A 24,615-nucleotide genomic window follows, 5' to 3' on the forward strand; every position below is an offset into this window, starting at 1 on the left:
CGATACTTCCGAAGGTATGGCCAAGGCCGCGCTGGACATCGCCCGACTGAGCCGCGACGAGCAGCTCGACCTCCTCGACGAGCTCTGGTCGAGCCTCGGGCGAGACCCTGGCGAGTTCCCTCTCAGCGACGCGCAGCGCGTCGAGCTCGATCGGCGCCTCGATGAGCTCGAGGCCGAGGGACCGATCGGGCTCACCTGGGATGAGGTCGTCGCCCAGGCGCGCGCTCGGTCACGGTGAGGCCGTACCTCGTCCGGCCCGCTGCTGCGGCGGATATCGCGCGAGCCTACGCCTGGTACGAGCGAGAGCGCGACGGCCTCGGAGAGGAGTTCCTGACCGAGGTCCACGCCGCGATGCAAGCGGTTGTCGAAGCACCCACCGCGTACGCAGCGCTGCACCGCCAAACCCGCCGGGCGCTCGTCCGCCGCTTTCCCTATGGCCTGTTCTTCCGTCTGATGGATGACGTCGTCGTCTTCGTCGCGTGCTTTCACACGCGCCGAAGACCCGAGTCATGGAAGCGGAGACGCTGAGAGGAGCCCGCTCAGCCCTTCACGTCGTACTCGGTCTGGAGCAGCTTCGCGATCGTGGACAGCTGCATGTTCGACGTGCCCTCGTAGATCTTCCCGATCTTCGCGTCGCGGTAGAGCTTCTCGACCGGATAGTCCCTGGTGAACCCGACGCCGCCCATGAACTCGATGCTGAGCGACGCCGTCCGCTCGGCCACCTCGGACGCGAACAGCTTGGCCATCGCAGCCTCCTTCACGAACGGCTGGCCCGCGTCCTTGAGCCGAGCGGCGTTGTAGACAAGGAGGCGCGCGGCCTCGATCTCCATGGCCACGCGCGCATACTGGAACTGCACGCCCTGGAAGCTCGCGATCGACTGCCCGAACTGCTTCCGCTCGCCCATGTAGCGCATCGCGTGCTCGAACGCCCCTGCGGCCAGGCCGAGCATCTGCGCGCCGATGCCGATCCGACCCTCGTTCAAGGTCTCGATCGCGATCTTGTAGCCCTTGCCGACCTCGCCGAGCACGTTGCCCTCCGGCACCTCGCAGTCCTCGAGGACGAGCTCGCACGTGCTGGAGGCGCGGATCCCGAGCTTGTTCTCCTTCTTGCCCACCGAGAACCCAGGGAAAGAGCGCTCGACCACGAAGGCCGTGATGCCCTTGTACCCCTTCGACGGGTCGACGCTGGCGAACACAAGGAACAGCGAGCTCTCGTTCGCGTTCGTGATCCACAGCTTGCGGCCGTTCAGGACCCAGCGGTCGCCCTTGCGCTCGGCCCGGGCCGAGAGCGCGAACGCGTCCGAGCCGGAGCCCGCCTCGCTCAGCGCATACGAGCCCACCCAGTCACGGCTCAGCCGCGGGAGGTACTTCTCCTTCTGCGCCTCGCTGCCCCAGCGAAGGAACGCATTGGCCACCAGCGTGTTCTGCACGTCGATGAGCACGCTGAGGCTCGGGTCGACCACGGCGAGCGCCTCGACCGCGAGGATCGCGTTGAAGAAGCTCGCGCCGGAGCCCCCGTAAGACTCCGGGATCTCGATGCCCATGAGGCCGAGATCGAACAGCGGAGGGAGCAGATCGCGGTCGAGCGCGCCCTGCTCGTCCATCGCCGCCGCGCGCGGCGCGATGCGCTTCCTGGCGAAATCAAGCACCGAGTCGCGGAAGAGGCGCTCCTCGTCGGAGAGCTGGGTGAGCGGAGGATGGGACACGACGGTTTCTCCTTGTAGGTCCATGGCGCGGCGCGCCGTCGGGGCTCCCCACTATGCACCGCGAGGACCGCAGGCGAAAGCCGTTCGAACGCGCCCGGCGCGCCGCGGGCCGCCTCATCCGTCGTATCACCGCTCGCCCGGAGGCCGGATCGTCCAGGCTGCTACGCGCTCTCCCCCGTCGAGCGCCTCACCCGCGCTTCTCTGCGGGCACGTCGCGCCGGCGGCACCGGAGCAGCGTGTGGGCGAGGCCGAGATGGTCGATCTCCGCGTCGACGGTGAGCCCCGCCTCATCGATGCAGCGCTTGATGTCGGCGGCGCTGTACATGCGGCTGTTCCCGTTCGCGAGGCACGTGAAATATAGGGAAGAGCCGTGCAGGCAGTGGACCGCCACCTCGTTTTCCTGCCGATCCCAGAACGTGTCGAGGATCCAGAGCTCCGTCTTCTCCCCCATGGCGGCGCGCGCCCGGCGGAGGATCTGCAGGATGTCCGCCTCGGAGAAGCACACGAGGAACTGGCTCATCCACATGGCGTCGAAGCCTGTCGGGAACGCCTGGCCGTGATCCAGGAAATCGATGGGCGTGCCCATGACCCGGCCGAGCAGGCCGTGCTGCTCCACGTTGACGCGCGCGTCCTCGAGCTGGCCCGGCAGATCCAGGATGGTGACCCGCACGTCGGGGTCGTGCGTGCAGCACTGGATCGCCCATCGACCGGTGTTGCCGCCGATGTCGAGCAGCGCCCTCGGCCGACGCTCGAACACGGCGGGCAGCGCCTGCGGGAACGCCGAGTCGGAGTAGAGGTGATCGAAGGCGAACCAGCTCTCCCTCACCTTCGGCGGGAGCGCCGGGAGCGCCTCGTAGACCGTCGGCCACTCGCCGAAGACCTTCAGGCCCGCCGGCTTGCCACCCTCGATGGCCTCGTCGAGAAAACGCATGCCCTCGTAGCAAACGTCATGGATGAAATCCATGTTGATACGGGTCATCCGGTCGTTCTCGACGATGAGCCCGACCCGCGTGATCGCGTAGCGCTCTCCACGCTCTCCGCGGCCCTCGGCGGGCTCCACGAGGCCGAAGCTCAGGCTCGCCTCCAGCAAGGTCTTGGCCGCGTAGGCGGTGAGGCCGGTGTCCTGAGCCACCTCCGCCGCCGTCCGGCCGCCCTTGCCGGCGCGCTGGAGCGCCCTGAGGACGCCGCGGTTTCGCATGACCCGCGCCACCTGGAACATGACGGGCGCAAACGCGATGCGCTGGGCGGCGAGCATGGCGTCGAGGGTGGCATTCGTCGGGGCGGGATCGTTCTTCATCGAGCTCCGGTCGTCGGGGATAGAGAGGGAAGGCTAGCGAGCGCCCTCGCGCTGGAGGAGCAGGGCGAAGCCGCCGAGGCCCGTGAGCAGCGCGCACTCTGCCCGACCCTCGTCGGCGAGCGACAGCCCCATCACGCCGCAGGCGAGGCCGAAGGCCACGGTCGCCACGCCGAGCCGCCTCTCATCGGTCGGCCGGGCAGGCGAGGAGGACGGCCTCGTGCGGTAGGGGCTTGCCACCTCGGGATGATACCACCGGCGCCGCCGTCACAAGGACGCCGCGGCGATGTCGGTCAGCTCCTCGTCGGTGAGCGGCAGCGGGTTCGCCTTCATGCTGCTCGCCGCCCTGGCCTTGACGACAAGCGCCGGGAGGTCCGCCTCGCTCACGCCATAGCGCCGTAGCCCCGGGATCGCGAGGTCGCGGCAGAGCTCGCGCACCCAGGCGATCCCGTCCTCGGCGCCGGCCCCGGCGCGCCCCGTGACGAGCGCCGCGAGCTCATCCAGGCGCGGCAGCGCGGGGTGATCCGGGGCACGCGCGCGCAGCGCCCGCAGGTTCACCTCGAGGACGGCCGGCAGGAGCGCGGCGCACACGGCGCCGTGGGGCGCGTCGAACGTGCCGCCCACCGGCGCGGCGAAGCCGTGGACCGCCCCGAGGCCGGCGTTCGCCAGGCACAGGCCGCCGAGCAGGCTGGCCACGGCGAGGTCGTCCCGGGCCGGCGCGTCGGGGCCCTCCAGGACCGCGCGGCGCAGCGAGCGCGCCGAGCGGCGGATGCCCTCGCGCGCGAGCCCGTCCGTGAGCGGGTTGCTGCGGCTCGACAGGAACGGCTCGATGAGCTGCGAGAGCGCGTCGAGCCCGCTCGACGCGAGCACCTCGGGCGGCGCGCCCGCCAGCAGATCGGGGTCGATCACCGCGAGGCGCGGCAGCATGTGCGGGCTGCGCAGGCTCGCCTTCACGCCGGCCTCCCGGGACGCGAGCACCGCGTTGCGCGTCACCTCCGAGCCGGTGCCCGCCGTCGTGGGGATCGCCACGAACGGCACGGCCGGCTTGGAAAGCGCTTTCCCCTGGCCGATGACCTCGAGGTAGTCGAGCGGGTCGCCGCCGTTCGCGAGGAGCGCGGCGATCGCCTTGCCGGCGTCGAGCGCGCTGCCGCCGCCCAGGGCCACGACGACGTCGCACCGCTCGGCCGCGGCCCTCGACGTGCCCTCGCGGGCGATCTCCACGGTGGGCTCGCCCGCGACGGCGAAGGTCACGGCGCCGATCTTCGCCTCGGCGAGCGCGGCGAGGAGCGGCGCGGCGCGGCCGGGGCGCTGCCCGGTGACGACGAGCGCCCGCGTGCCGCCGAGGCCCCGCACGGCCGCGGGCACCTCGGCGAGCTTGCCCGCGCCGAAGACGATGCGCGTCGCGGTGGCGAACTCGAAGGCGAGCGGGTTGGCCGGAGACGCCATGTCAAACCCCCCCGTCGTCAGGGAAGACATTGACGTATTTCCGGCTGGTCCGCGGCTCGGCCATCATCTCCGCGACGGTGTCCCGCCACCGCTTGTAATGCTCCGTTTCCTTGTGCGCGGCCGGCGCCTCCTGGGTCCTGTAGACCTCGACGAGCACGAAGCGCGCGGGATCCTCGCTGTCCTGGACGACGTCGAACCGGGCGATCCCCGGCTCCTTGACGCTCGCGCGCGCGTTCTCGAGCGTCGCCTGGCGGAAGGCGTCGGTGAGCTCGGGTTTGACGTGCACATGGACGTGCACGATGAACAGGCTGTTGGGCATGGGCGCAATCTAGCTCGGGTGCGCTGCCGCAGGAACCCGGCTCGTGACGCGCGGGCGCGCGGGCCTCTGGGTCTACCGGCGCGCGGCGCGCGGGCTTGCCGACGACGCGCCGTCGGCAGAGCGCCTTCGCCCCCTGCGTCGACTCCCGACTTGGCCCGGCCGGCTCCGGCGTTACGATCCCCGTGAATCGGCGGGTGGCCCGGCAGGTGTCGAGTCCATGAACGCCGCGAGCGAGGAAGGTCGATATGGCGGATCCGACCACGGAGACCCCGCAGCCCGATGCTGCGCAGTCCATCGCGCTGAAATCCATCGAGTTCGTGTCCGATCACGGTCTCCTGAAAGGCTGCACGGGGGAGACCGGCTGGAGGAACGCGGGCGACCCGTGCCCCCGGCCCGAGTGGACGCCGGAGCGCGCCGTCCCTCTGTCGATCTCGATGGGCCGGAGCGTCGTCATCCGGCTCGGGCTGTCGTCGAGCGGCGGCGCGCCCGGCGCGGCGCCGGTCGAGATCCGCGGCGTCGGGCCGGCGGGGCTCACCTTCGAGAGCCCGGGCGCCGCCGCCGCCTCCAGCGCCGCGCCGCTCGAGCTCTCGTCCGCGCGGAAGATCGGGAGGAGGATCCAGAAATTCGACCTCAACCTGAGCTGGTCGGCGGGCGGTGGAGCCGCGCTGTCGCCCGGCCGGACCTCGAACGTCGTTTATGTGACGATGGGCAGGCCGCAGACCGACCGACAGGACGTCTGGCAGGAAGATGGGGTGACCTTGAAGCGGATGGACAGGGCGGTCTCCTGGATCTCGCCGCTCAACACCCTCGACCCCCACGAGATCGTCTACGGGGTCATGGCCAGGTTCCCGACCTACACGCTCCAGCCGAGCCCCAGGGTGCCCCGGGAGTACCACCACCCGACGTACCTGAACGACCAGGGCGGGGCCTGGGCGATGACCGATCACGTGGAGGAGACGGGCGAGTGCCAGGCGATCGTCCGCCTCCTCCGCGGCATGCTGCGCCAGCTCGGGATCCCCGGGCGGACGCGGATGCTCGTGGTCTGGGGCGATCCCAACGTGGACGGCGGGCGCAGGACGCTGTCGGCCGATCTGGAGGAGCAGCCGTGGGCGGGGCTCGATGTGGCGAAGGTCGAGGGCGGCCGCGTGTGGCGCGCGGCGCTCATCGACGGCCCGGTCGAGGAGGGGAGGACCTATCCCGCCTCCCATACGCGCCTCCCCGACGGGTCGCTCAGCCCGGGGCTCAACCGGTACGAGGCGTGCCTCGAGTTCGCGCACGGCGGCGTGACGCGGTATTACGCGGGGGGCGCCGGGGTGTTCGACAGCGTGGAGCCGATCCTGGGCGTCTTCTGGGGGCTCATCTGGTTCAGCTCGGCGCCGAACGACGGTTTCCGCGTCGAGCAGATCGTGGCGAGATACGGACGTTCTGGAGGTGGCCGATGAACGCGCAGGAATGTCTCACGCAGGAGGTCGGCGCCAGGGTCGCGGCGTGGCTCTCGGCCGTGGCGCGCGTGGCCCCGGACGGCTTCACGCCGGTCGGGCGGTTCGACGAGGTGCCGGCCCAGGCGCGCGCCGATTCGCTGTACTGGTGCGACTCCATCTTCCGGAGCGAGCTCAACCCGCACAGCGAGGCGGTGGGGGCGCGCCACGCGCTCCACGACGCCACGGACGACACGCCCGACCTGCTCCGTCACGAGTACACCGCGGGCGGGCTCGGGCTCACCGTCACCGAGGGGCGCAATTTCGTCCTCGTTCAGGTCGATCGCGCGAGCCTCGATATCCTCTCTCTCTGCGGTCCGGACCGCGCCGCCGCCGCGCGCCGGGTGGCCGAGGCGATCTTCAACACGGGCATCGAGTCGAACACGGTGGGGGTCCCGATGACCTCCGGCCCGGTGGGCTGCCCCGGCGACATGCCGGATCTCGAGGAGGGAATGACGATCGCGAGCAACCCGGCCGTGGATCCGGAGCTCCTCGCCTGCTGGAAAGACCGCACCGAGTGCGGTGTTCAGGGGGGAAGGCTTTATTTCCTCTGTTACAAGAAGTCGTCGCAGCGCGCGGGGTTTGCAAACGCATGTCAATGGTTCGACGACCGGCGGACCGGGGTCGGGTGACGCACGGAGGAGAGTGAGGCGGGGGAGGAAAGAGAGGTGAGGGGAGGCGAGGAGGCTCGGGGGGAGGCGAGGGAGGAGGGGAGGAGGCGAGGGAGGAGGGGGGAGCAGGAGCGCGCTGCGCCGGTATTGCGTCTGCGCGCCGCGCGCGGGATGTTGCGCCGGTGGCGGGAGCACAGCAGCCCAGGATCCTGATCTTCCCAGGCGGCTCCGCGGGCGCGGCACAGGCGCTCGCGGCGGCGCGCGGCCACGTCGCGGCCCGGGCCCGGGACATCGAGGCGGGCCTGGATCTCCTGGCGACCCAGCCGTTCGACGTGGCCGTGCTCGGGGCCGAGGGGCCGCTCGACGAGGCGCTCGCGCTCTGCCGCCGGCTGCGCGCGGCGCCGGGCGGCGATCGCGTGGCCGTGATCGCCGTCACCGGGAGCGCGGGCGCGGCCACGGCCCTGCTCGAGGCGGGTGCGACGGTCGTGGCGGCGGCGACCGAGCCGTCGATCTCGATCCAGCTCGACGCGGCGGTGTATTGGGCGCGGCGGTCGTCCGCGCCCGCGGCCGACCGGGCGCCGGCGGAGCGCGCGCTGCTCGAGCGCGCCGCGCGCTCCTTCCGCGACGTGTCCACGGAGGTGATCGGCCTCTTCGTGTGGGACGCGGCGGGGGGCATCCTCGACGCGAACGACGCGTTCCTCGGCATGATCGGCCACGCGCGCGAGGACGTCGAGGCGGGCCGCCTGAACTGGGTGGCGCTCACGCCGCCCGAGCTCCGCGCCGCGGACCAGCGCGCGCTCTCGGAGGTCCTGAAGCACGGCATCTGCCCGCCGTTCGAGAAGGAGTTCCTCGCCCGCGACGGGCGGCGGCTGCCCGTGCTCATCGCCCCCGCCCTTGTCGAGGGGGCCCGCGATCGCGGCGTCGGCGTCGTCGTCGACATGACGGTGCGCAGGGCCGCCGAGGACGCGCTCCGCACGAGCGAGGAGCGCATGCGGCTCGTCGTGCGCGCGACGAGCGACGCCTTCTGGGACTGGGACCTCTCGTCGGGGCGCGTCACCGGGAGCGAGCGCATGCGGAGCTTCTACGGCACGGGCGGCGCCGACATCGAGGAGGACGCGGCGTGGTGGTTCGAGCGGGTCCACCCCGACGATCGCGACCGCGTGATGAACGGGCTGCGGCGCGCGATGGAAGGGGGCGAGAGCACGTTCGAGCTCTGGTACCGGTGCCTGCTCGCGGACGGCAGCTACGCCGACGTCCACGACCGGGGCACCGTCCTGCGCGACGCGTGCGGCAAGGCGTACCGGATGCTCGGGGCCGTCTCCGACGTCACCGAGCGCCGGCAGATCGAGACGCGGCTCCTGCTCGCCGACCGCATGGCCTCGCTCGGCACGCTCGCGGCCGGGGTGGCGCACGAGATCAACAACCCCCTCGCGTACATGGTCGCGAACGTCGATTTCGCGCGCAAGGAGCTCCGCGCCAAGGGCGCCGCCGCGCGCCTCGACGCGCTCCTCTCGGCGCTCGACGAGGCCGCGGAGGGCGGCTCGCGCGTCCGGCACATCGTGGGCGGCCTGAAGACGTTCTCGCGCGCCGACGACGGCGAGCTCGGCCCGGTCGAGGTCGACCGCGTGATCCAGCTCGTGCTGCGGATGGCGCAGCAGCAGATCCGGAGCAAGGCGCGGCTCGTCCTGGAGCTCGGCACGGTGCCGCCCGTCCACGCGAACGAGGCGCAGCTCGGCCAGGTCATCCTGAACCTGCTCGTGAACGCCGCCCAGGCGCTGCCGGACGGGAAGGAGGCGGAGAACGAGATCCGGATCACGACCGCTCCCGCGCCGCCCGGCCGCGTGCGCATCGAGGTGCGCGACACCGGATCCGGGATCGCGCCCGAGCTCCGGAGCCGCATCTTCGACCCGTTCTTCACGACGAAGCCGATCGGGGAGGGGACGGGGCTCGGGCTGGCGATCTGCCACGGCATCGTGACGAGCTTCCGGGGCGAGATCGGGGTGGAGAGCGAGGTCGGCCAGGGCGCGTGCTTCCGCGTGCTCCTGCCCGCATGGCGCGCGCACGCGGGCGAGGAGCGCAGCGGCGCCCCGGGCGAGGCCGACGATGACGAGCGCGGCGGCGCCCCGGGCGAGGCCGACAACGAGGTGCCCGAGGAAGCCGCCCAGTAGGCGCGGCGCGCCGTCCTCGACGGAGAGGTCTCGACGAAGAGATGAGGGCGGGGCCGCGCGCCGGGCGCGCTTCTGCGACTTCTTCGATCTGCGCACCACTCCGTGGGGCCGGCCGCTTGCGGCGGCGGTTGCGCGCGCTCAAGGTGCCTCATGGGCCCCATGAACGCTCGATCGGGCAGGGCCGCAGCTGGGCTGCTCTGTGGAGCAGCGAAGGGAAGCGCGCCGCGCGGCGCGGTCCGGTGGTGAGGTTCGAGCATGACCGAGAAAACGGGCCGCATCCTGGTCGTCGAGGACGATCTGGACATCAGGAGCATCCTGTCGCAGCTCCTCGTGTTCGAGGGCTACGACGTCGACGAGGCGTCGGACGGCGCCGAGGCGCTCGCGATGCTGCGCAAGGACCCGCTGCCCGCGCTGATCCTGCTCGATCTGATGATGCCGATCATGGATGGGTGGCAGCTGCGCGCCGAGCTCCAGCGCGACCCGACGCTCTCGTCGGTCCCGGTGGTGATCGTATCCGCCGACGTGCGGGCCGAGCAGGAGGCGTCGCGGCTCCGCGTCGCGGGGCTCCTGAAGAAGCCGCTCCAGATCGAGCCCCTGCTCGAGCTGGTCCACCGCATCTGCGGCGCGCCGGGGCGGTGAGCCGGGCGGCGCGGCCGCCGCGCCGGCGAGCTGGCCTCAGTCGGCGTCCGGGGGACGAAGGCATCCTCTCCTGACGCTCACCCCGCCCGCCCGGCGCCGTGGTTCCCCGTGCCCCAGGGGGGCCCCTCTGTCCTCGCGCATGTCTCACCTCTCGGCCTGAAGACCGCGATCCACGGACAAAAATCGCTGTCCCTGAGAACCGGTATCGGCCGTTGTGTTCTGTATCGCACGATGGCGTGAGTCTTCGTTCCAAGACTCGTTGCTTGAGCTCATACGCCCTTGACAGATCGATCATCGATGTGATGGCGTGTCTCTACTTCAAGCATGTACCTTCGGATGCCTGACGCGTCGAATCGCTTCCCTCGAACCGGCATGTGCCCCGCGGCTCGCCGACGACGGTTGCGCTGTAGGGAGACCGGGCTGCTCGTGGGACTCGCGTTCCTGCTCTCGGCCTCCTGTGCGCCGACGGAGCCCGAGCACCCCGAGAATGCGGTCGTCATCGGGGCGCTCCTGCCCTTCTCCGGCAGCGAGTCGGCCATCGGCCGCAACCTCGAGCAAGCGATGTTGCTCGCGATCGACGACCTGAACGCCGCGGGGGGGATCGACGGGAGGCCGTTCGACCTGCGGAGCCGAGACAGCCACTCGAGCTCGAAGCGCGGGCTCGTTCAGCTGCAGGAGCTGCTCTATACGGATCGGGTCGCCTACGTCGTGGGGCCCGAAGAGAACGAGATCGCCCGTGACATCACGCCGGACGTGAAGTGGCTCGACGCGTTTCACATGCTGCCGGGGTACGCCGCGCCCACGGTCGCGCGCAGCGAGGCGAAGGGGGGCTGGATGCGGCTCGCCCCTTCCGCGTTCGACGTCGGCTGCGCGCTGGCGATCATCGCCGTTCGCGAGGGTATCGACACGGTGAACAGCCTGGCCGCGACGGACGACTACAACGCCAGCGTCAGCAGCGAGTTCACGACCAACTTCGCCTCGTCCGGCGGGAGGATCCTCCCCTCGGTGACGTTCACGTCGGGACGGCCGTCGTACACGGCGAAGATCGAGACCGCCTTCGGCGCGCGCGCCGGCCGCACGCTCCTGGCCGCCTATCCCGCCACCGGCTCGACCATCGTGACCGAGTGGACCGTCTCCGGCCGCCCGGGCACCTGGCTCCTCGGCCCGGCGCTGCGCACCGAGGTGCTCCTCGCCAACATCCCTGCGGGCTCTCTCGACGGATATTTCGGCGTCTCGCCTTCGCTGAGCCTGCGGAGCGAGTGCCGCACGACGGACGGAGCCGAGGAGTCGGTCGACTGCGCGACCGGGAACGCCGCCGCCTTCATCGGACACTTCTCCAGCCGGTGGGGCGGCGAAGCTCCGCTGCCCGCAGCGCACTTCTATTACGACGGGGTCGTCCTCACCGCGATGGGGCTCACGTACGCCCACGCGAAGAGCGGGACGATCCCTTCCTCCGGACGTGAGCTGCACAAGATCATTCGTGAGCTCAACAGCCCCGACAACGAAGCGGCCTCGTGGCGGGATCTGGGCGCGGCGATGACCAAGCTCCGCGCGGGGGTCCCTCTCCGGTACGTCGGAGCGGCCGCCGAGTACGACTTCGACGAATACGGGGCGAACAGGCATTCATTCATGCAACGATGGACCGTGGACGGCGACGCTTTCGTCGATCTCGCCCCCATCGCCGCCAGGTGCCTCGCCGGGCCATGATCTCGCCGTGAAGTCGACCTTCACGTGATCACCCCGCGCACGACCGAACGAACCACTCACTTGAAGGGGGTCTCATGAAGATGATTCGAAGACGCTGGATGGCGGCCTTTGGGCTCACGCTGATGACGGCGGCATGCGGGACGAGCGACACCACCGGCGCGGGCGAGCAAGTCTCACTCATCAAGCGAGCGCCGCTTCCCAAGAACGAGTTCACCGCGAAGGAGATCGAGGCGACGCTCGACAACCTCGTCGCCGAGATCAACAAGGGATCCATCGAGCCGATGCAGATGGCGGTGCTGCTGAAGGCGCTCGGCGGGTTCTTCACGCCGATCACCACAGGGGCGAACCGAGCCATGGGCGAGCTCGGGGGCACGGGCAACGTGGTCGGGCCCAGTGGACAGGGGATCGATCAGCAGCAGAGGGCGGAGGCCCAGGGGGAGCAGATTCGACAGGCGGTGGCGGCCGGAGCCGAAGGGATCGGTGTCTCGCCCTTCGGCGACGCCCTCGCGGCCGCCATCGATGAGGCCGTCGCCGACGGGGTTCCTGTGGTGACGCTCGACACCGACGCGAAGGACTCGAAGCGTTCCATCTATGTCGGAACCATCAGCGAGTCGGCCGGCGTCACGGCAGGGCAGACCCTGCGCGCGTTGCTGCCCCCGGCGCCGGGCACGGTGGTGATCCACGGCAACGCCGACCCGTCCTGGGTCGACGGATTGAACCGAATGCTGGGGGCTCGGGGCGTCCTCGAGGAGGCCAACTACACGGTCGTGGTGCGTCAAGTCGCCTGGGGCCCGGCTGGGGAGGTCGATGACATCGAATGGATGAGAGCCCAGATCGAGACCGCGGACCCGCCCGTCGTGGGGTTGCTCGGCCTGCATGACATCTCGTACCGGTGCGCCATGGCCGCCGAGGCCGCGGGCGCGCCGGAGCTCCCCGTCGTCGCCTTCGACTTCGATCCGAAGACCGTCGAGTACATGCGCCAGGGGCTCATCAAGGCGACGCATACCCAGCGCCAGTACTACGCCGGGTACCTCGTGCCCTACATCCTCTACGGCATCAAGACCATCGGCCTCGAAGCGACCAAGGCGAGCCTCGCCCCGCAGATGGTCGATGACAGCCGGCTCAACGTCGGCCTCGACGTGGTCCGGTGGAACAAGGTGGACGACTACATCGCCTTCCTCGACTCGATCGGCGCGAATCAGTAGCGGTGCCGTAGCTCGAGGAAGAGCTCGCGCGGCGAGAGCGGGTACTCGAAGCCCGAGAATCCGGGGTCCGGCCCGGTGGCGCCGAGGAGGTTCTTGGCGCGCAACGCCACGGTCGTCTCGTGACCCGGGACGACCCACAGGTTGCGCGCCACAAGGCTGGCGTTCCACCCGAGATACGGCGGCAGGTCGAAGCTGCCGCCGTTCTCCAGGATGCTCGCGTCCGCGGCGCGCCGGGGCCCGACGACGATCCCTTGCGTCGAGAGCTCGAGCGGAACGGAGCTCGGCGACGGCAGCTTCACGTAGGCCCCGACCCGGGCGATCCAGCTCGGGTAGGCGACCATCGCCGGACCGACGAGCTCCGCCTGGTAGCCCACCTGGCCGGAGTCCCGGGTCGAGTGGACGGTCTCGAACGACCCGTAACCGCCGAGCGCATCGCCGTGCCGCAGCTCGGCGCGCGTCGCCCAGATCAGGGACGTCTGGCTGGCGACGTTCTCTGCCGTCTGATTGATGCCCCGCGGGACGAACTCTGCCTTGTCGTTCAATCGGCTGTAGGACACCCCGGTGCTCGCCGAGGCCCAGGCGACCGGCCTCCACGTCACCTCGGCGTCCACGGTGTGGATGAATTGAGGCCTGATGTCCACGTTCCCGATCACGTCGCCCGGGACGAGGGGCTCGGCATAGAGCAGATACGGGGACGGCGCCTTGAAGGCGCTGCCATACAGCAGCTTGGCCACGACCGTTTTGCCCAGGTGCGAGGTCGCCCCGAAGCGACCGGTCAGCTGATTGCCGTATTTGCTGTGGTGATCGTAGCGGAATCCCCCCGTCAGCTTCAGCCAGGGATCCAGCACCTTGAGGTTGGCGCTGAGCAGCGCCCCGACGTCGACAAGCTCGACCGAGAGCTGCTCTCGCTCCGGCGAGCCAAACGCCTCGCCCGTGATCTTGCTGACCCGGCGGAAGGACGGCAGGTCCTCGTCGTCATAGACGGACTCCAGGTTCAAGATCACGTTGAACCGGTCCCACGGGACCCACCGGAGCTCGACGTTCGCGTCCACGCCGCGATAGGCCATGCGCCGTTCGATGTAGTACCAGCCGCCGGCGACATCCACGCGGTCCCCCGGGAGGACGCCGCCCTGGAAGTACGTGCCCTGCACGGCGAGCGCGAGCGCTCGGTTCAGCTGGAGCAGCCCATCGACCGCCAGGCGACGTTGATGCAGGCTGATCACGGTGCCGGCAGGCCGCCCGAAGGCGTCCGTTCCGCCGGTGAGCTGCGCCCATTGCGCGAAATCGCCGCCGCGCCGGAAGCCGGACCAGGTGGCGCTGAGCACGAGGTGGTGACCGCGGTCCGGATCGCGGAACGCGATGCGCGAGCCGATGACCCCCGACAGCCGCTCGAGGTTCTGGGCGTCCACGCGCCCCGCATTGTACGCCGGGACGCGGGGGGCCGGAGACTGGCGGGGCATCTCCAGACCGCTTCGATCGTCGAGCTCCCCCGCGGCCATCAACATCATGTCGAAGCGGCCATCGCTCCATCCTCCGAGCACGTCGAGGCGGCCGCTCGGGTGGTCCTTCGTCACGCCGGCCTGCACCGTGCCGTCGGCGAAGGGGATGTCCTCCGGCGACAGGGTGATGATGTTGACGACGCCGAGGAACGCGTCCGCACCGTAGAGCGCCGACGCCGGGCCGCGCACGACCTCGATCTGCTTGATGGCCGACAGCGGGATCAGCTCCGTTCCCAGCCAGTTGCCGCTGGTCGTCCGGAACGCGACCGAGCGGCCGTCGATCATCACCTTGATTCCGCCGCTCTCCGCCCCGAGCCCGCCCGTCATGCCCTGCACGCCGGCGTTCGGCAGGATGTGGTCGTCCGCCAGGTAAAACCCGACGACGTGCTGGAGCGCCTCGCCGACGCTCTTGTAGCCCCAGCGCCGGATCTCCTCCGCGGTGATCGCCGTCACGATGGCAGGCGCGTCGTCCAGGGTCTCGCGCGTCTTGGTGGCCGTGGAGACCTCGACGGCGAGCAACCGCAGCAGGTCGACGCCCTCGAGCGCGTCATTCCGCTGCTCTTTCCCCGTGGCCTTCGGCTCTCCCGGCGCTGGCGCGGCCGTCGGCTGAGCCCACGCGACGCCCGGCATCGCGGCGATCGCGAGGGCGACAATCCACTTTGTATCGAGCGAGACAAGGGTCATGCGGGTACGGTTCGTTCTGAGCCTCGGGCCATGGTGAGAACGGCGCAATCGTCAGGTCGCCTCGGCGGTCGCGGCGAGCTCCTCCGTCAGGGCGGCGCTGACGGAATCGAACTCCTGCCGTATCCGCGCCAGGTCGCCCTTCCGTGGCAGATTGCCCTGGCTGGCGGCGAGCTGCATCTTCTCCGCCAGCTCGGCGACGCGCGACGCGCCGATCGACAGCATGCTGCCTTTCAGCTTGTGCGCGCTCGCCATCACCTCTTTCGTCATGGCCTCCAGGAAGGCCGCCTCCAGGCTGTCGAGCTGCCCCGGCACGTTCTTCAGGACGAGCTGGATCAGCTTCCGCGAGCGCGGGACCTCGGGGTCGAGCACGGGCAGGACCGATGGAGCCTTGTTGGTGCCGGGGAGCGTGGTGGTCAGCTCCGGCTCGTCCCGGCTCAGGATCACGTGCCGCCACAAGGTCTTCTGCAGCGACTGAGGCCGTACCGGCTTGGCCAGGTAGTCGTCCATCCCGGCAGCGAGCACCCGGTCCCGCTCGCCGACCAGGGCGTGCGCGGTCAGCGCGATGATCACCGTGTGGCGACCCGTCCCGCTCTCCCACTCACGGATCTTCTGGGTGGAGGTGTATCCGTCCATGATCGGCATCTGGCAGTCCATCAGGACGGCGACATACTGCTTTCGCTTGACGCACTCGAGCGCCTCCAGGCCGTTGCTGGCGGTCTCCACGCGCAGGCCCAGCTGCTCCACCTGCTCCATCGCCACGTAACGGTTGATCTCGTTGTCATCGACGACCAGCACGGGCAGCTTGCTCGCGATCCGGCCCGGCTCCACGCCGGGCTTGCTGACGGGCGCGGCCGCGGCGCCGGTGAGCGCGCTCTGCAGCGTGTTGTAAAGCTCGGACACGCGGAGCGGCTTGGGGAGCTGCGTGACCAGGCTCGAGTCGAGCCCGCTCAGCGCCACGCTCGACCCCATGTGGTAGAGCGCCACGACGGGCAAGCTGCGCAACGCCGGCACCGACTGGATGGTCCGGACGAACTCCTCGAGGCCGAGATCCTGCATCTGAACGCCGACCACGGCGGCGCTGAACGGCCGCTTCTCGAGCATCCCGAGCTCCAGCAGGTTGATGGCGTCTCTCCCGGAGGTCGTGGACTGGGCGTCGAAGCCCCAGGCCACGAGGTGCTCCACGACGACGTCGCGCCAGCTCTTGCTGATCTCCACCACGAGCGCGCGGCGTCCGCTCGCCCACTCGGCAGACCGGATCTGCTCGCCCCCGGACGTGACCCCGACCTTGAGCGTGAACCAGAACCGGCTGCCCTGCCCCGGCGTGCTCTCGAGGCCGACCTCGCCGCCCATGGCCTCGGCCAGGTGCTTGCTGATCGCCAGCCCCAGGCCGGTGCCGCCGTGCTTGCGGACCAGCGAGCCGTCCACCTGCGTGAAGGCGGAGAAGAGCTTCTTCTGGTCGTCGAGGGCGATGCCGGGGCCGGTGTCCACGACGGCGAGCTTGATCAGCGCCGAGGTCTTGTCCTGCTGAGGCGTGGGAGGCGTGGAGGCGTCGATCAGCACCTCTCCGCGCTCGGTGAACTTGATCGCGTTGCCGACCAGGTTGGTGAGCACCTGGCGAAACCGGTCGGGGTCGCCCACGACGCCGGTGGGGACGCGGCGCTCCACGCGGTACACGAGCTCGAGCCCCTTCTCGTGCGCCTGGCTCGCCATCAGCTCCGCGACCTCCTGGACGACGAGGCGCAGATCGTAGGACACGTGCTGCGCCACGTATTTGCCGGCCTCGAGCTTCGAGAAGTCGAGGACGTCGTTGATGATCGCCATCAGCGTGTTCGCGGACGCGTCGACGGTCTCCACGTATCGCCGCATCTTGCCTTCGAGCGCCTGGTTCTGCATGAGCCGGATGACGCCGAGGATCCCGTTCATGGGCGTCCGGATCTCATGGCTCATGTTGGCGAGGAACTCGCTCTTCAGCCGGGACGCCTCGAGGGCCTGCTCGGTCTTGACGCGCAGCTCCTCGAACGCCTGCTCGTTCGCCTCGACCATGCTGTTGAACGCCGCGCCGAGCAGCTCGAGCTCATCGCCGCTCGCGATCTGCACGCGCTCCCACTTCTTCCGCGCCACGCCGGTCGATTCGGCGAGCGGCCCGCTCGAGCGGAGCCCGGTGGCGATGGCCCCCGCGGCCGAGCGCAGCGCGAACAGCGGCTCGGTGATGTGGACCGCCACCCGCTTGACGAGGAAATAGCTGGCCGCGATGCTGCCGAGGATCAGCGCCCCGATCAGCCCGAGCGTGGTCGCGAGCCGGCTCGCGGCGAGGTCGCGGGCCTGATCCAGCCGCTCGGCGACGTGCCTCGTGCTGATGCCGTAGATCACGGTCCCGGCGTGGGTCCCCTCCGAGACGACCGGCGCCGTGACCTCCAGGACGTCGTCGCCGCCCAGGGGATGCGCCCGCCGCGTCAGCGCCGCCCGGGGCTGGTGCTCCGTGCTGATGCCGAGGGCCTGCAGGTCCTTCGCGGTGAGGCCCGGCGCGTCCTTCGCCTGGTTCGCCAGGGTCAGCCCGCTCGCCGCCCAGACCCGGTTCTCCGAGTCGAAGAACAGGCCATAGGCGATGTCGCTGTTCTCCGAGACGGTCTGAAAAATGAGCGCCTTGACGTCCCCGAAGAGGTTGTCCGCCACCAGGCTGCGCAGCGCCAGCGCCTGGTTGAAGCCGAGCAGGCGCGCCTTCTCTTCGAGGCCGCCCAGGAGCTCCTGCTCGCGCTTGGCCTGGACCTCGCGATCCGTGGAATAGATGAGGGCGCCGCTCGAGAGGAGCGTGGTGCCGCCGAGGAGCAGCAGCGCGCCCAGGATCAGGCGCAGCAGCTTGATACGGAGCGATCCGTGGGCGTTCTGGCTAGGCATTGTTCAACGCGGGCGCCATGACGAGGACGGGGGGCCCGAGGGGACAGGCGTCGCGGATGCGGACGCCGCGGACGAAGGCGGGCCGGTCTTCGCGGAGCGCGCGGCCGCCGCGCGCTCGACCGCCGGCGCCAGGTCGGCGTGCAGCCTGGCTTTCGAGACGATGCCGTCGGCGCCGACCTTCTGGCCGAGCGCGCTCAGCTGCTCGACCTCGCAGCCGGAGACAAGGACGATCCCGAGGTTCGCGAGCTGCGCGTTCTCCCGGAGCAGCTTGGCCAGCTTGTCGCCGTTGATGGTCGGCATGTTGATGTCGAGCGCGACCACGGTGATGCCGTCTCGCTTGATCACCGACGTCGCGCCGATGGGCGTGGCCAGCTCGAAGACGCAGAAGCCAGCCCTGACCAGGACGGCGCACATCGCCTCGCGGGCGATCTCGTCGTCGTCAATCACGAGCACCCGGATCATGGGAGCGCCCTCCAGGACCGCCGGCCACGTCCGCGATGCTCCCCTCGTAACGAGGGGGGCGAGCCCGGGCCCGGGCGCTCCAGCGCGCGAGCCGCCCCGCAGCATCGGGGCCCTGGTTCCGGTTGAAAAGGCAACTGCATGGCGTCTCCAGTCCTCCCCGGCACCCGTTCACCGCCCGACGAGAAAATCGACCTGTCCGAACTGGCTTGAATCGAGGCCGAAGCGCCGCGCGAGCCGCACGTCGACCAGGCGCTTCACGGAGATGGGCAGCCGGACATCCGACGCCCGGAGCTTCCAGTCCGCGTCCGCGAGCTCGTAGAGGAAATCCGCCGCCTGCACCGTGAGCGCCTGCGTGTCGGGGATGGCCGCGAAGGTGCCGAACTCCGCGTGCTCGTTCACGAGCGAGCGCACGGCCACGACCACCGGCGCGCCGAGCCGATCCACGTACGGGAGCCAGACGTGGGTCAAGAACGTCGGGCTCAGCAGGCCATTGTCGTTCGGCAGCCAGATCGCGTCAACCTCGGCGCGCTGGAGGTGTACCAGCGCGGCGCGGAGGTCCTGGACACGTGGCTTGTTCGAGAGCTCTTGCCTCACGAAGGTCAGCTTCTCCACCTGCATGAGGGTCTCTTGCCGGGCGATGTGGCTGGCGAACCCCTGGCGGTACACGACGCCTACCCGGCGGACGTCGAGCCCCAGCGTGCGCAGGCCCACCATGGCCGTGACCGCCGGCACCTCGTACGAGATCGCCACCGAGTTGGGGACGGTGCGCTGGAGCTCCTCCGCGAAGGACGCCATCAGGATCAGCGCGACCGGCGGCGCCGGGGCGCTGCGTGCCCAGTTGCGATACAGGAGCACGGTCGAGTTGTTGACCAGCACCACCGCCCGCGGGCGATCTCGCGCGACGATCCGCCCCACGATCTCGGGGCTCGACTCCTCGACGCGCAGCGGGGAGATGGTGACGCGGTATTCATCGGAGAGCTCGACGCGGAGCGACTTCAGCATGTCGTCGAGCTGCGAGTCCGAGGGAGCGATGATCGAGATGACGGGCTTCCCGTTCGGAGGCGGCGTCTCGGACAGCGGAGCCGGATCGCTGGCGACCTGGGGGGCCGGGCCGGACGAGCAGCTCAGGATCAGCGAGAGGCCCAGGAGGGCGGAGGCGCGCCAGAGCCAGCGCGGGCAGCGGGGACGCGTTGACTTCATTTCCATTCGTCCACCCCCAGATCCGCCAGCACGTGTCTTGGGAGCTTCCGGATCGCGCCCTCGATAAATTGGCGATCGCTCAGGAACGTGACGGCCACGAGCCCGACCTTGGCCGTCGAGAGGCTCAGCATCGTGAAGTGCATCTTGCTCTTGGACTCGAAATCGGAGCGGAATCGCTCGGGAAGGAGCACCGCGTCCGCCGTTTGAAACTGGAGCAGCTGCAGCAGATCTTCGATCTTCGTGACGCGCCGGACCTCCGGCGCGTCGCTCACGCCGAGCAGCCCGGCGACGAACTTCGGGAGCGCTTTTCGTTCGACCAGGTCGATCATCCCGTACCTGAGGGATAAAAGCATGTCCCTGGTCAGCGATTTCGTCGAGACCAGGAGGTATTGTTCCGCGTCGCTCCCCGCCTTCAGGCCCTGGAGGTCGGCGTTCCGATTGAGCGAGGCCAGGACCGGCCTCGGCGAGAGCGCGGCGCTCGGCGGGCTCGTCTCCAGCGCCGTCTTGAAATCGCTCAGCTTGCCAAACACCGTGACGTCGACGCCGGGCATCGACTCCTCGATCTTCTGCTCGAGCGCCCGAGCGCGGAGCGGCGTCACGGCATAGACATAGAGCGTGGCATCGGGGCCGGCCGTGCTCGGTGGACTGAGCAGCAGGAGGCAGATCCCGAGGAGCAGCGCCGCCGTGAGCAGGACCGACGGCGCGCGCCGGGGCTGGATGGCCCGGCGAGGCAGGCATCGGGCCTTCACGAGCCGAGCCCAGGCGGCGAGAACCACGAGGATGTGGCGAAATGCCCCGGGCCGAGCAGGAGCTGCCAGGTGGTTGCTGGGCCGCGCACGAGGCGACATCCAACGGTGCGCGATCCGCGCTGGAGTTGCGAGGTGCTTCAAGGCCCGCCCGATCGCCGACCGACCTCCCCGCGTGGCGCGGCTGCGTGTTCTTTCCACCCGCCTCATGCCCTCCTGGTCATCGTAGTAGACAGCGTAGCCGACGGCTAACCCTCCCTGTCAAGCGCCCTAGGAGGTGGCCCTGTGTTCCGAACGAGCGTGGCCAAACGTGGATCTTGGAGAGGGGAACAACACCCGGGCGGCCCCTGCACCGGCCAGGGAGCGCCGGCGCGGCCCACGCCCGCGTGGCCGCTTACGAAAGGTGCTCGGATGCGCGCTTGACACGTGCCCCTGTCTCTGAGCTCGATGTCGCGCCTCGCCCTCTCACCTGTTGTGCGCCCGCGTGTGGCGGCGCTCTGCCCGGCGGAATCAAGCGCTGGCAACCGCGATTGCCGCGAACCATTCGGCCTCGTCGACCTACATGTGGAGCGATGGGGCACGTGATGCCCGAACACTTCACCTGGTCACGCACCGGCAGTGGAATCCGTGCGTGCGCCCACCCTCCCATCGCCAGGATGGAACCAGGCGCTCGAACTGCCACGGTCCCGGAGGATCGCGGCGCCCGGATCTCCTCGGCGGCGGTCTACGTGGGATCCGCCTGGCGACGGGAGGGCGCCGGTGGGGGCTTGTTCAACACAGGAATCCCCTCCGCGGGCTGGCGGGCGCCGTGGTCCTGGAAGTACTCCTCCAGACGCCGGTCGGCGTCGTCCCCGAACAGGATCCGGCTCGCCTCCCGGAGGCCGGGCGACCTCGCGAGCTCGTCGCGGCGGACGAGGAGCGCGATCTTCGTGCGCCGCCGCAGGAGGTCCTCGAGCTTCACGACCATCTCGCGCCGCGCGGCGTACGCGATCTCGCACCGCACGTCCTCCGCCCCCTCGACAAGCGCGTCGGCCATCCTCCGGTCGCTCCGGATCTCCTCGAGCAGCTCGAGCGCCTGCGCGCCATACCGGCGCCACAGGCGCGCGCTGAGCTCCTCGGAGGAGCTCTGCGGCGTCAGCGCGTCGAGGTCGAGGAGGCGCGCTCTTCGGAAGAACTCCTGACGAACCTCCTCGCCCGGCTCGCCGTACCAGCGCTGCGCCGGGCGGGGCAGCGCGACGCCGAGCTCCTGCACGGCGGCGCAGATCTCGTCGCCCACGTTGATGCAGTCGGTGAGCTTGCCGCCGAAGATGCTCACGTGGGCCTGCGCGCGGTTCACCTCGATGGCGTGCTTGCGCGAGAGCTGCAGCCAGTCCTCGCCGCCGCCGCCGTCCTCGACCGCGAGGGGGCGCACCCCGCAGCGCTCGGCGATGATGTCCGCCTCGCGGAGCGGCCGCGGCAGGTCGAGCCGCTTGTTGATGTTCGAGAGCACGAAGCGCCGATCCTCGGGCGTCACCGCGGCGTGCGGGCCCTCGACCCGGGTGTCGGTCGTGCCGATGCACGTCCTCGGGCCCATCGGGATCACGAAGAACAGCCGGCCGTCGTCCGCGAAGAACGTCAGCACCCGCCGGCTCGGGGTCAGCCGAGCCACGATGAGGTGGATGCCTTTCGAGAAGATGTGCCTGTGGCTCGTCCGCTGGCCCGTGAGCCCGTTGTGCGCGTCCACGAACGGCCCGCAGGCGTTCACGAGCACGCGAGAGCGGATCGTGAGCTCCTCGCCCGACACGACGTCGCGGGCGCGCGTGAGCCACGCGTCCCCCTCGCGCCGCGCGCCGAGCGACTCGACGTAGTTCGCCGCCCGCGCGCCGTGGTCGAGCGCGGCGCGGACGAAGCCCCAGACGAACCGCGCGTCGTTGTCGACGAGGTACGCGTCGGAGTACTCGAATCCTCCGTCGCAGCCGTCCAGGTGGATGATGGGCTCTTCCCGCGCCATCGCCCGGCGGGAGAGCAGGCGGGGGATCTTCGTGAAGAAGCTGCCGATGATCCAGTAGAGCCAGGTGCCGAGGAACAGCTTGAAGAGGCCGTGGCGGAAGCCCCGCTCGTGCGCGGTATAGAACCGGATCTCCTGCACCGCCGACGGATAGCTCCTGAGGAGGAGGTTCCTCGATTTGCAGAGCTTCCGCACGAGCGGAAACTCGAAGCTTTCCATGTACTTGATGCCGCCCCAGGCGAGGTTCGACGACTCCTGGCTGGTGAATCCGGCGAAGTCGCCGCGGTCGATCAGCGCGACCCTGGCGCCCTTCGCGGCGAGGGCCGAGGCGGCGACGGCGCCGTTGATCCCGGCGCCGAGGACGAGGACGTCGAATGTCTCGCGGCTCAAGCTGTCGATGTTCGTGGCCCGCAGCATCGATGGCGATCCGGCGTGAGGCGCGGTGGGCGCGCAGCCGGAGCTCTATCACGTCTTCGCCGCGCCGTCCGGCTCAGCCCATCAGGCCCTCGGCCCACAGGCCGTCGTCGTCCCGCAGCGCGTCGGGCGACGGCATCGGGTGGGCGCGGCGCGGGCTGCTCCTCGGCGCGCCGGCGTGGCCGGTGTGCAGGTGCTGCCACCGCGCCATCTTTGTGTAGACGCCGCCCCGCCGCAGGAGCTCCTCGTGCGCGCCGTGCTCGACGATGCGGCCGCGCTCCATCACGAAGATCTGATCGCAGTCGACGATCGTGCTCAGGCGGTGGCTCATGAGGACGATCGTCCGCTGGCCCTTCAGCGCGCGCAGCGACTCGCCGATGGTCCGCTCGTGCTCGGCGTCGAGCCCGTCGGTCGGCTCGTCGATCACCAGGATGGGCGCGTCCGTCAGCAGCGCGCGCGCGATCGCGATGCGCTGCCGCTGGCCGGCCGACAGGTTCAGCCCGCCGTCGGCGATCTGGGTGCCGTAGCCGTCCGGCAGCGCCTCGATGAGGCCCGCTGCCCCCGCCATCTCGGCCGCCTTGCGGATCTCCGTGTCGGTCGCGGAGGGGCGGCCGTAGGCGATGTTCTCCGCGATCGTCGTCGGCAAGAGGATGCTGTCCTGGAGGACGAGCGAGATGTGACGGCGCAGATCGGCCACGCGGACCGCGCGCGTGTCGATCCCGTCGAGCCGCAGCGCGCCGTGCGTCGGGTTGTGGAAGCGCGGCAGCAGGCTGAGCAGCGTCGTCTTGCCGGCGCCGACCGAGCCCACGAACGCGACCATCTCGCCCGGCCGGATCGTCGCGTCGACCCCGCGCAGCACCGGGTGGCCCGGGCGGTACTCGAACCCGACCGCGTCGAGCGAGAGCACGCGCGGCTCGGGCGGGAGCGCGGCCGCGTCGTGGTGGTCGATCACCGCCTGATCGCGGTCGAGCACCTCGAAGACGCGCTGCGCGCCCGCGACGCCGCCCTGCACCGCGGCGCCGGCGCCCGTCAGCTTGCAGAGCGGGTCGTAGAGCATGCCCAGGTAGCCGAGGAACGCCGTGAGCGCGCCCAGCGTCATGCTGGACTCGCCCGCGCCCGTCCGGGCCTCGACGACGAGGGAGCCGCCGTAGCCGAGCACCAGCGCGATGCCGAGCCCCAGGATCGACCCCACGGCGAGCGTGTGGCGGAGCTCGTCCTGGTGGAGCCTGAGCCACGCCTTCACGCTGTTGCGCAGCGTCGCGTCGAAGCGCGCCTCCTCGTCCGCCTCGCGGCCGAACGCCTGGACGAGGCCGATCGACGCCATCGAGCGCTGCACGGACGTCGTGAGCTGGCTCTCGACCTCCTTCGCCTCGGTGCACTTCGTGCGCAGCGCGCGCCCGAACCGCGCGTTCGTGAGCAGGAGCGGCGGCACGACGGCGAGCGCGATCAGCGTGAGCGTCAGGCTGCGCGAGGCCATGATGCAGATCATCACCGCGAGGGTCAGCGCGCTCCCCAGCACCGCGACGGCCACGTTGAGGATGCCGTGGAACCCGGCGGCGTCCTGGTTGAGCCGGTAGAGGGCGTCCCCCTGCGGCTGCGCCCGGTGATAGCCGATGTGGAGCGCCTGGAGCTTGCGGTACACGTCGCAGCGCACGCGCGTGAGCCCGCCGTAGCCGATGCGGAAGTTGAGCAGGGTGCGGCCCATGCCCACGCACTCCTGCGCCACGCGGAGGACGAGCGTCATCGCCGCGAGCCCGAGCACGCGGCCGAGCAGGCTGTCCGGGAGCGGCGCGAGCAGGAGGCGATGGATGAAGCCCTCGTTGCGCGACCCGCTCGAGATGAGATCGACGATCACGGCGACGGGCCACACCTGGAGGAGGCTGATCGCGATGGAGACGCAGACCAGCAAGGAGAGCGCCCCGAGGCGCGCCCACTCGCCCTTGAAATAGGCGCCCACGCGGAGGAAGAACCGGAGCCGCGCCTCGCCGGCCGAGCGGCTCGGGGCGCGGCTCCGCTCTGCGGCCATCGCCGGAGAACGCTTCGATGACCTGTTCCTGCCTTCGCGCCGCGGCGGAGGGTGGTAGCTCTTGCGCGGAGCCTGTGCGCTCATGGTTCGCTGCGCTCTCTTCCTGTCCACGGTTGACGTGGCCGCCGG

The 24,615-nt window shown here is 70.3% G+C and carries 20 protein-coding genes; 8 read left to right on the forward strand and 12 right to left on the reverse strand.

The genetic code is table 11. The features are described from left to right. Positions 1-16 precede the first annotated feature (16 nt). A complete protein-coding gene (locus WMF36_RS06630; protein WP_437578753.1) occupies positions 17-238 on the forward strand; it encodes an addiction module protein in 222 nt (73 codons plus the stop codon). Beyond that, positions 235-528 carry a type II toxin-antitoxin system RelE/ParE family toxin gene (locus WMF36_RS06635; protein WP_437578754.1) on the forward strand — a complete coding sequence of 98 codons (294 nt, stop codon included), beginning with the start codon at positions 235-237 and terminating at the stop codon, positions 526-528. The genes WMF36_RS06630 and WMF36_RS06635 overlap by 4 nt, the downstream gene beginning before the upstream one ends. A gap of 11 nt (positions 529-539) precedes the next feature. Here WMF36_RS06635 and WMF36_RS06640 read toward each other — a convergent pair whose 3' ends face one another. The 5 genes from WMF36_RS06640 to WMF36_RS06660 form a co-directional block, all read right to left on the reverse strand. Next, positions 540-1,706 carry an acyl-CoA dehydrogenase gene (locus WMF36_RS06640; RefSeq protein ID WP_437487408.1) on the reverse strand — a complete coding sequence of 389 codons (1,167 nt, stop codon included), beginning with the start codon at positions 1,704-1,706 and terminating at the stop codon, positions 540-542. 187 nt (positions 1,707-1,893) lie between these two features. Next, complete coding sequence (locus tag WMF36_RS06645; protein ID WP_437578755.1) at positions 1,894-3,003, reverse strand: class I SAM-dependent methyltransferase; 1,110 nt, start codon at positions 3,001-3,003, stop codon at positions 1,894-1,896. Between the two features lie 33 nt (positions 3,004-3,036). Then, complete coding sequence (locus tag WMF36_RS06650) at positions 3,037-3,240, reverse strand: hypothetical protein (protein ID WP_437578756.1); 204 nt, start codon at positions 3,238-3,240, stop codon at positions 3,037-3,039. Positions 3,241-3,267: 27 nt separating this feature from the next. Beyond that, positions 3,268-4,446: an iron-containing alcohol dehydrogenase gene (locus WMF36_RS06655; RefSeq protein WP_437487416.1), complete on the reverse strand. Its 1,179-nt coding sequence runs from the start codon at positions 4,444-4,446 to the stop codon at positions 3,268-3,270. Between the two features lies 1 nt (position 4,447). Continuing rightward, positions 4,448-4,765, reverse strand: coding sequence for a putative quinol monooxygenase (locus WMF36_RS06660; protein ID WP_437578757.1), 318 nt, complete (start codon positions 4,763-4,765; stop codon positions 4,448-4,450). A gap of 245 nt (positions 4,766-5,010) precedes the next feature. Between WMF36_RS06660 and WMF36_RS06665 the strand changes: the two genes are divergently transcribed. The 6 genes from WMF36_RS06665 to WMF36_RS06690 all read left to right on the forward strand — a co-directional run bounded on the left by WMF36_RS06665 (position 5,011) and on the right by WMF36_RS06690 (position 12,573). Continuing rightward, the gene (locus WMF36_RS06665) at positions 5,011-6,207 is read left to right on the forward strand and encodes a hypothetical protein (protein ID WP_437578758.1); all 1,197 of its coding nucleotides are present in this window, start codon (positions 5,011-5,013) and stop codon (positions 6,205-6,207) included. After that, the gene (locus tag WMF36_RS06670; protein ID WP_437578759.1) at positions 6,204-6,875 is read left to right on the forward strand and encodes a hypothetical protein; all 672 of its coding nucleotides are present in this window, start codon (positions 6,204-6,206) and stop codon (positions 6,873-6,875) included. The genes WMF36_RS06665 and WMF36_RS06670 overlap by 4 nt, the downstream gene beginning before the upstream one ends. A 161-nt stretch (positions 6,876-7,036) precedes the next feature. Further along, a complete protein-coding gene (locus WMF36_RS06675; protein ID WP_437578760.1) occupies positions 7,037-9,022 on the forward strand; it encodes an ATP-binding protein in 1,986 nt (661 codons plus the stop codon). Between the two features lie 255 nt (positions 9,023-9,277). Further along, positions 9,278-9,661: a response regulator gene (locus tag WMF36_RS06680; RefSeq protein ID WP_437487430.1), complete on the forward strand. Its 384-nt coding sequence runs from the start codon at positions 9,278-9,280 to the stop codon at positions 9,659-9,661. A gap of 426 nt (positions 9,662-10,087) precedes the next feature. Continuing rightward, positions 10,088-11,368, forward strand: coding sequence for an ABC transporter substrate-binding protein (locus tag WMF36_RS06685; RefSeq protein ID WP_437578761.1), 1,281 nt, complete (start codon positions 10,088-10,090; stop codon positions 11,366-11,368). A 74-nt stretch (positions 11,369-11,442) separates the two neighbouring features. After that, entirely contained in the window at positions 11,443-12,573 is a 1,131-nt protein-coding gene (locus tag WMF36_RS06690) for a substrate-binding domain-containing protein (RefSeq protein WP_437578762.1), read from the forward strand. Here WMF36_RS06690 and WMF36_RS06695 read toward each other — a convergent pair. The 7 genes from WMF36_RS06695 to WMF36_RS06725 all read right to left on the reverse strand — a co-directional run bounded on the left by WMF36_RS06695 (position 12,567) and on the right by WMF36_RS06725 (position 24,570). Continuing rightward, positions 12,567-14,756, reverse strand: a complete 2,190-nt coding sequence (locus WMF36_RS06695; protein WP_437578763.1) for a TonB-dependent receptor plug domain-containing protein — start codon at positions 14,754-14,756, stop codon at positions 12,567-12,569. The genes WMF36_RS06690 and WMF36_RS06695 overlap by 7 nt on opposite strands. 51 nt (positions 14,757-14,807) lie before the next feature. Then, entirely contained in the window at positions 14,808-17,651 is a 2,844-nt protein-coding gene (locus WMF36_RS06700; protein ID WP_437578764.1) for a response regulator, read from the reverse strand. 3 nt (positions 17,652-17,654) lie between these two features. Next, complete coding sequence (locus WMF36_RS06705) at positions 17,655-18,113, reverse strand: response regulator (protein ID WP_437578765.1); 459 nt, start codon at positions 18,111-18,113, stop codon at positions 17,655-17,657. 168 nt (positions 18,114-18,281) lie between these two features. Beyond that, positions 18,282-19,313, reverse strand: a complete 1,032-nt coding sequence (locus WMF36_RS06710; protein ID WP_437578766.1) for a hypothetical protein — start codon at positions 19,311-19,313, stop codon at positions 18,282-18,284. Next, complete coding sequence (locus WMF36_RS06715; protein WP_437578767.1) at positions 19,310-20,062, reverse strand: hypothetical protein; 753 nt, start codon at positions 20,060-20,062, stop codon at positions 19,310-19,312. Before WMF36_RS06715 ends, WMF36_RS06710 begins: the two co-directional genes overlap by 4 nt. A gap of 721 nt (positions 20,063-20,783) precedes the next feature. Next, on the reverse strand, positions 20,784-22,463 hold the full coding sequence (locus WMF36_RS06720; protein WP_437578768.1) for a glycerol-3-phosphate dehydrogenase/oxidase: 1,680 nt from the start codon (positions 22,461-22,463) through the stop codon (positions 20,784-20,786). A 73-nt stretch (positions 22,464-22,536) separates the two neighbouring features. After that, positions 22,537-24,570 carry an ABC transporter ATP-binding protein gene (locus tag WMF36_RS06725; protein ID WP_437578769.1) on the reverse strand — a complete coding sequence of 678 codons (2,034 nt, stop codon included), beginning with the start codon at positions 24,568-24,570 and terminating at the stop codon, positions 22,537-22,539. Between the last annotated feature and the right edge of the window lie 45 nt (positions 24,571-24,615).

It is taken from the genome of Sorangium sp. So ce887, from assembly GCF_051521455.1.
Classification (GTDB): domain Bacteria; phylum Myxococcota_A; class Polyangia; order Polyangiales; family Polyangiaceae; genus Sorangium.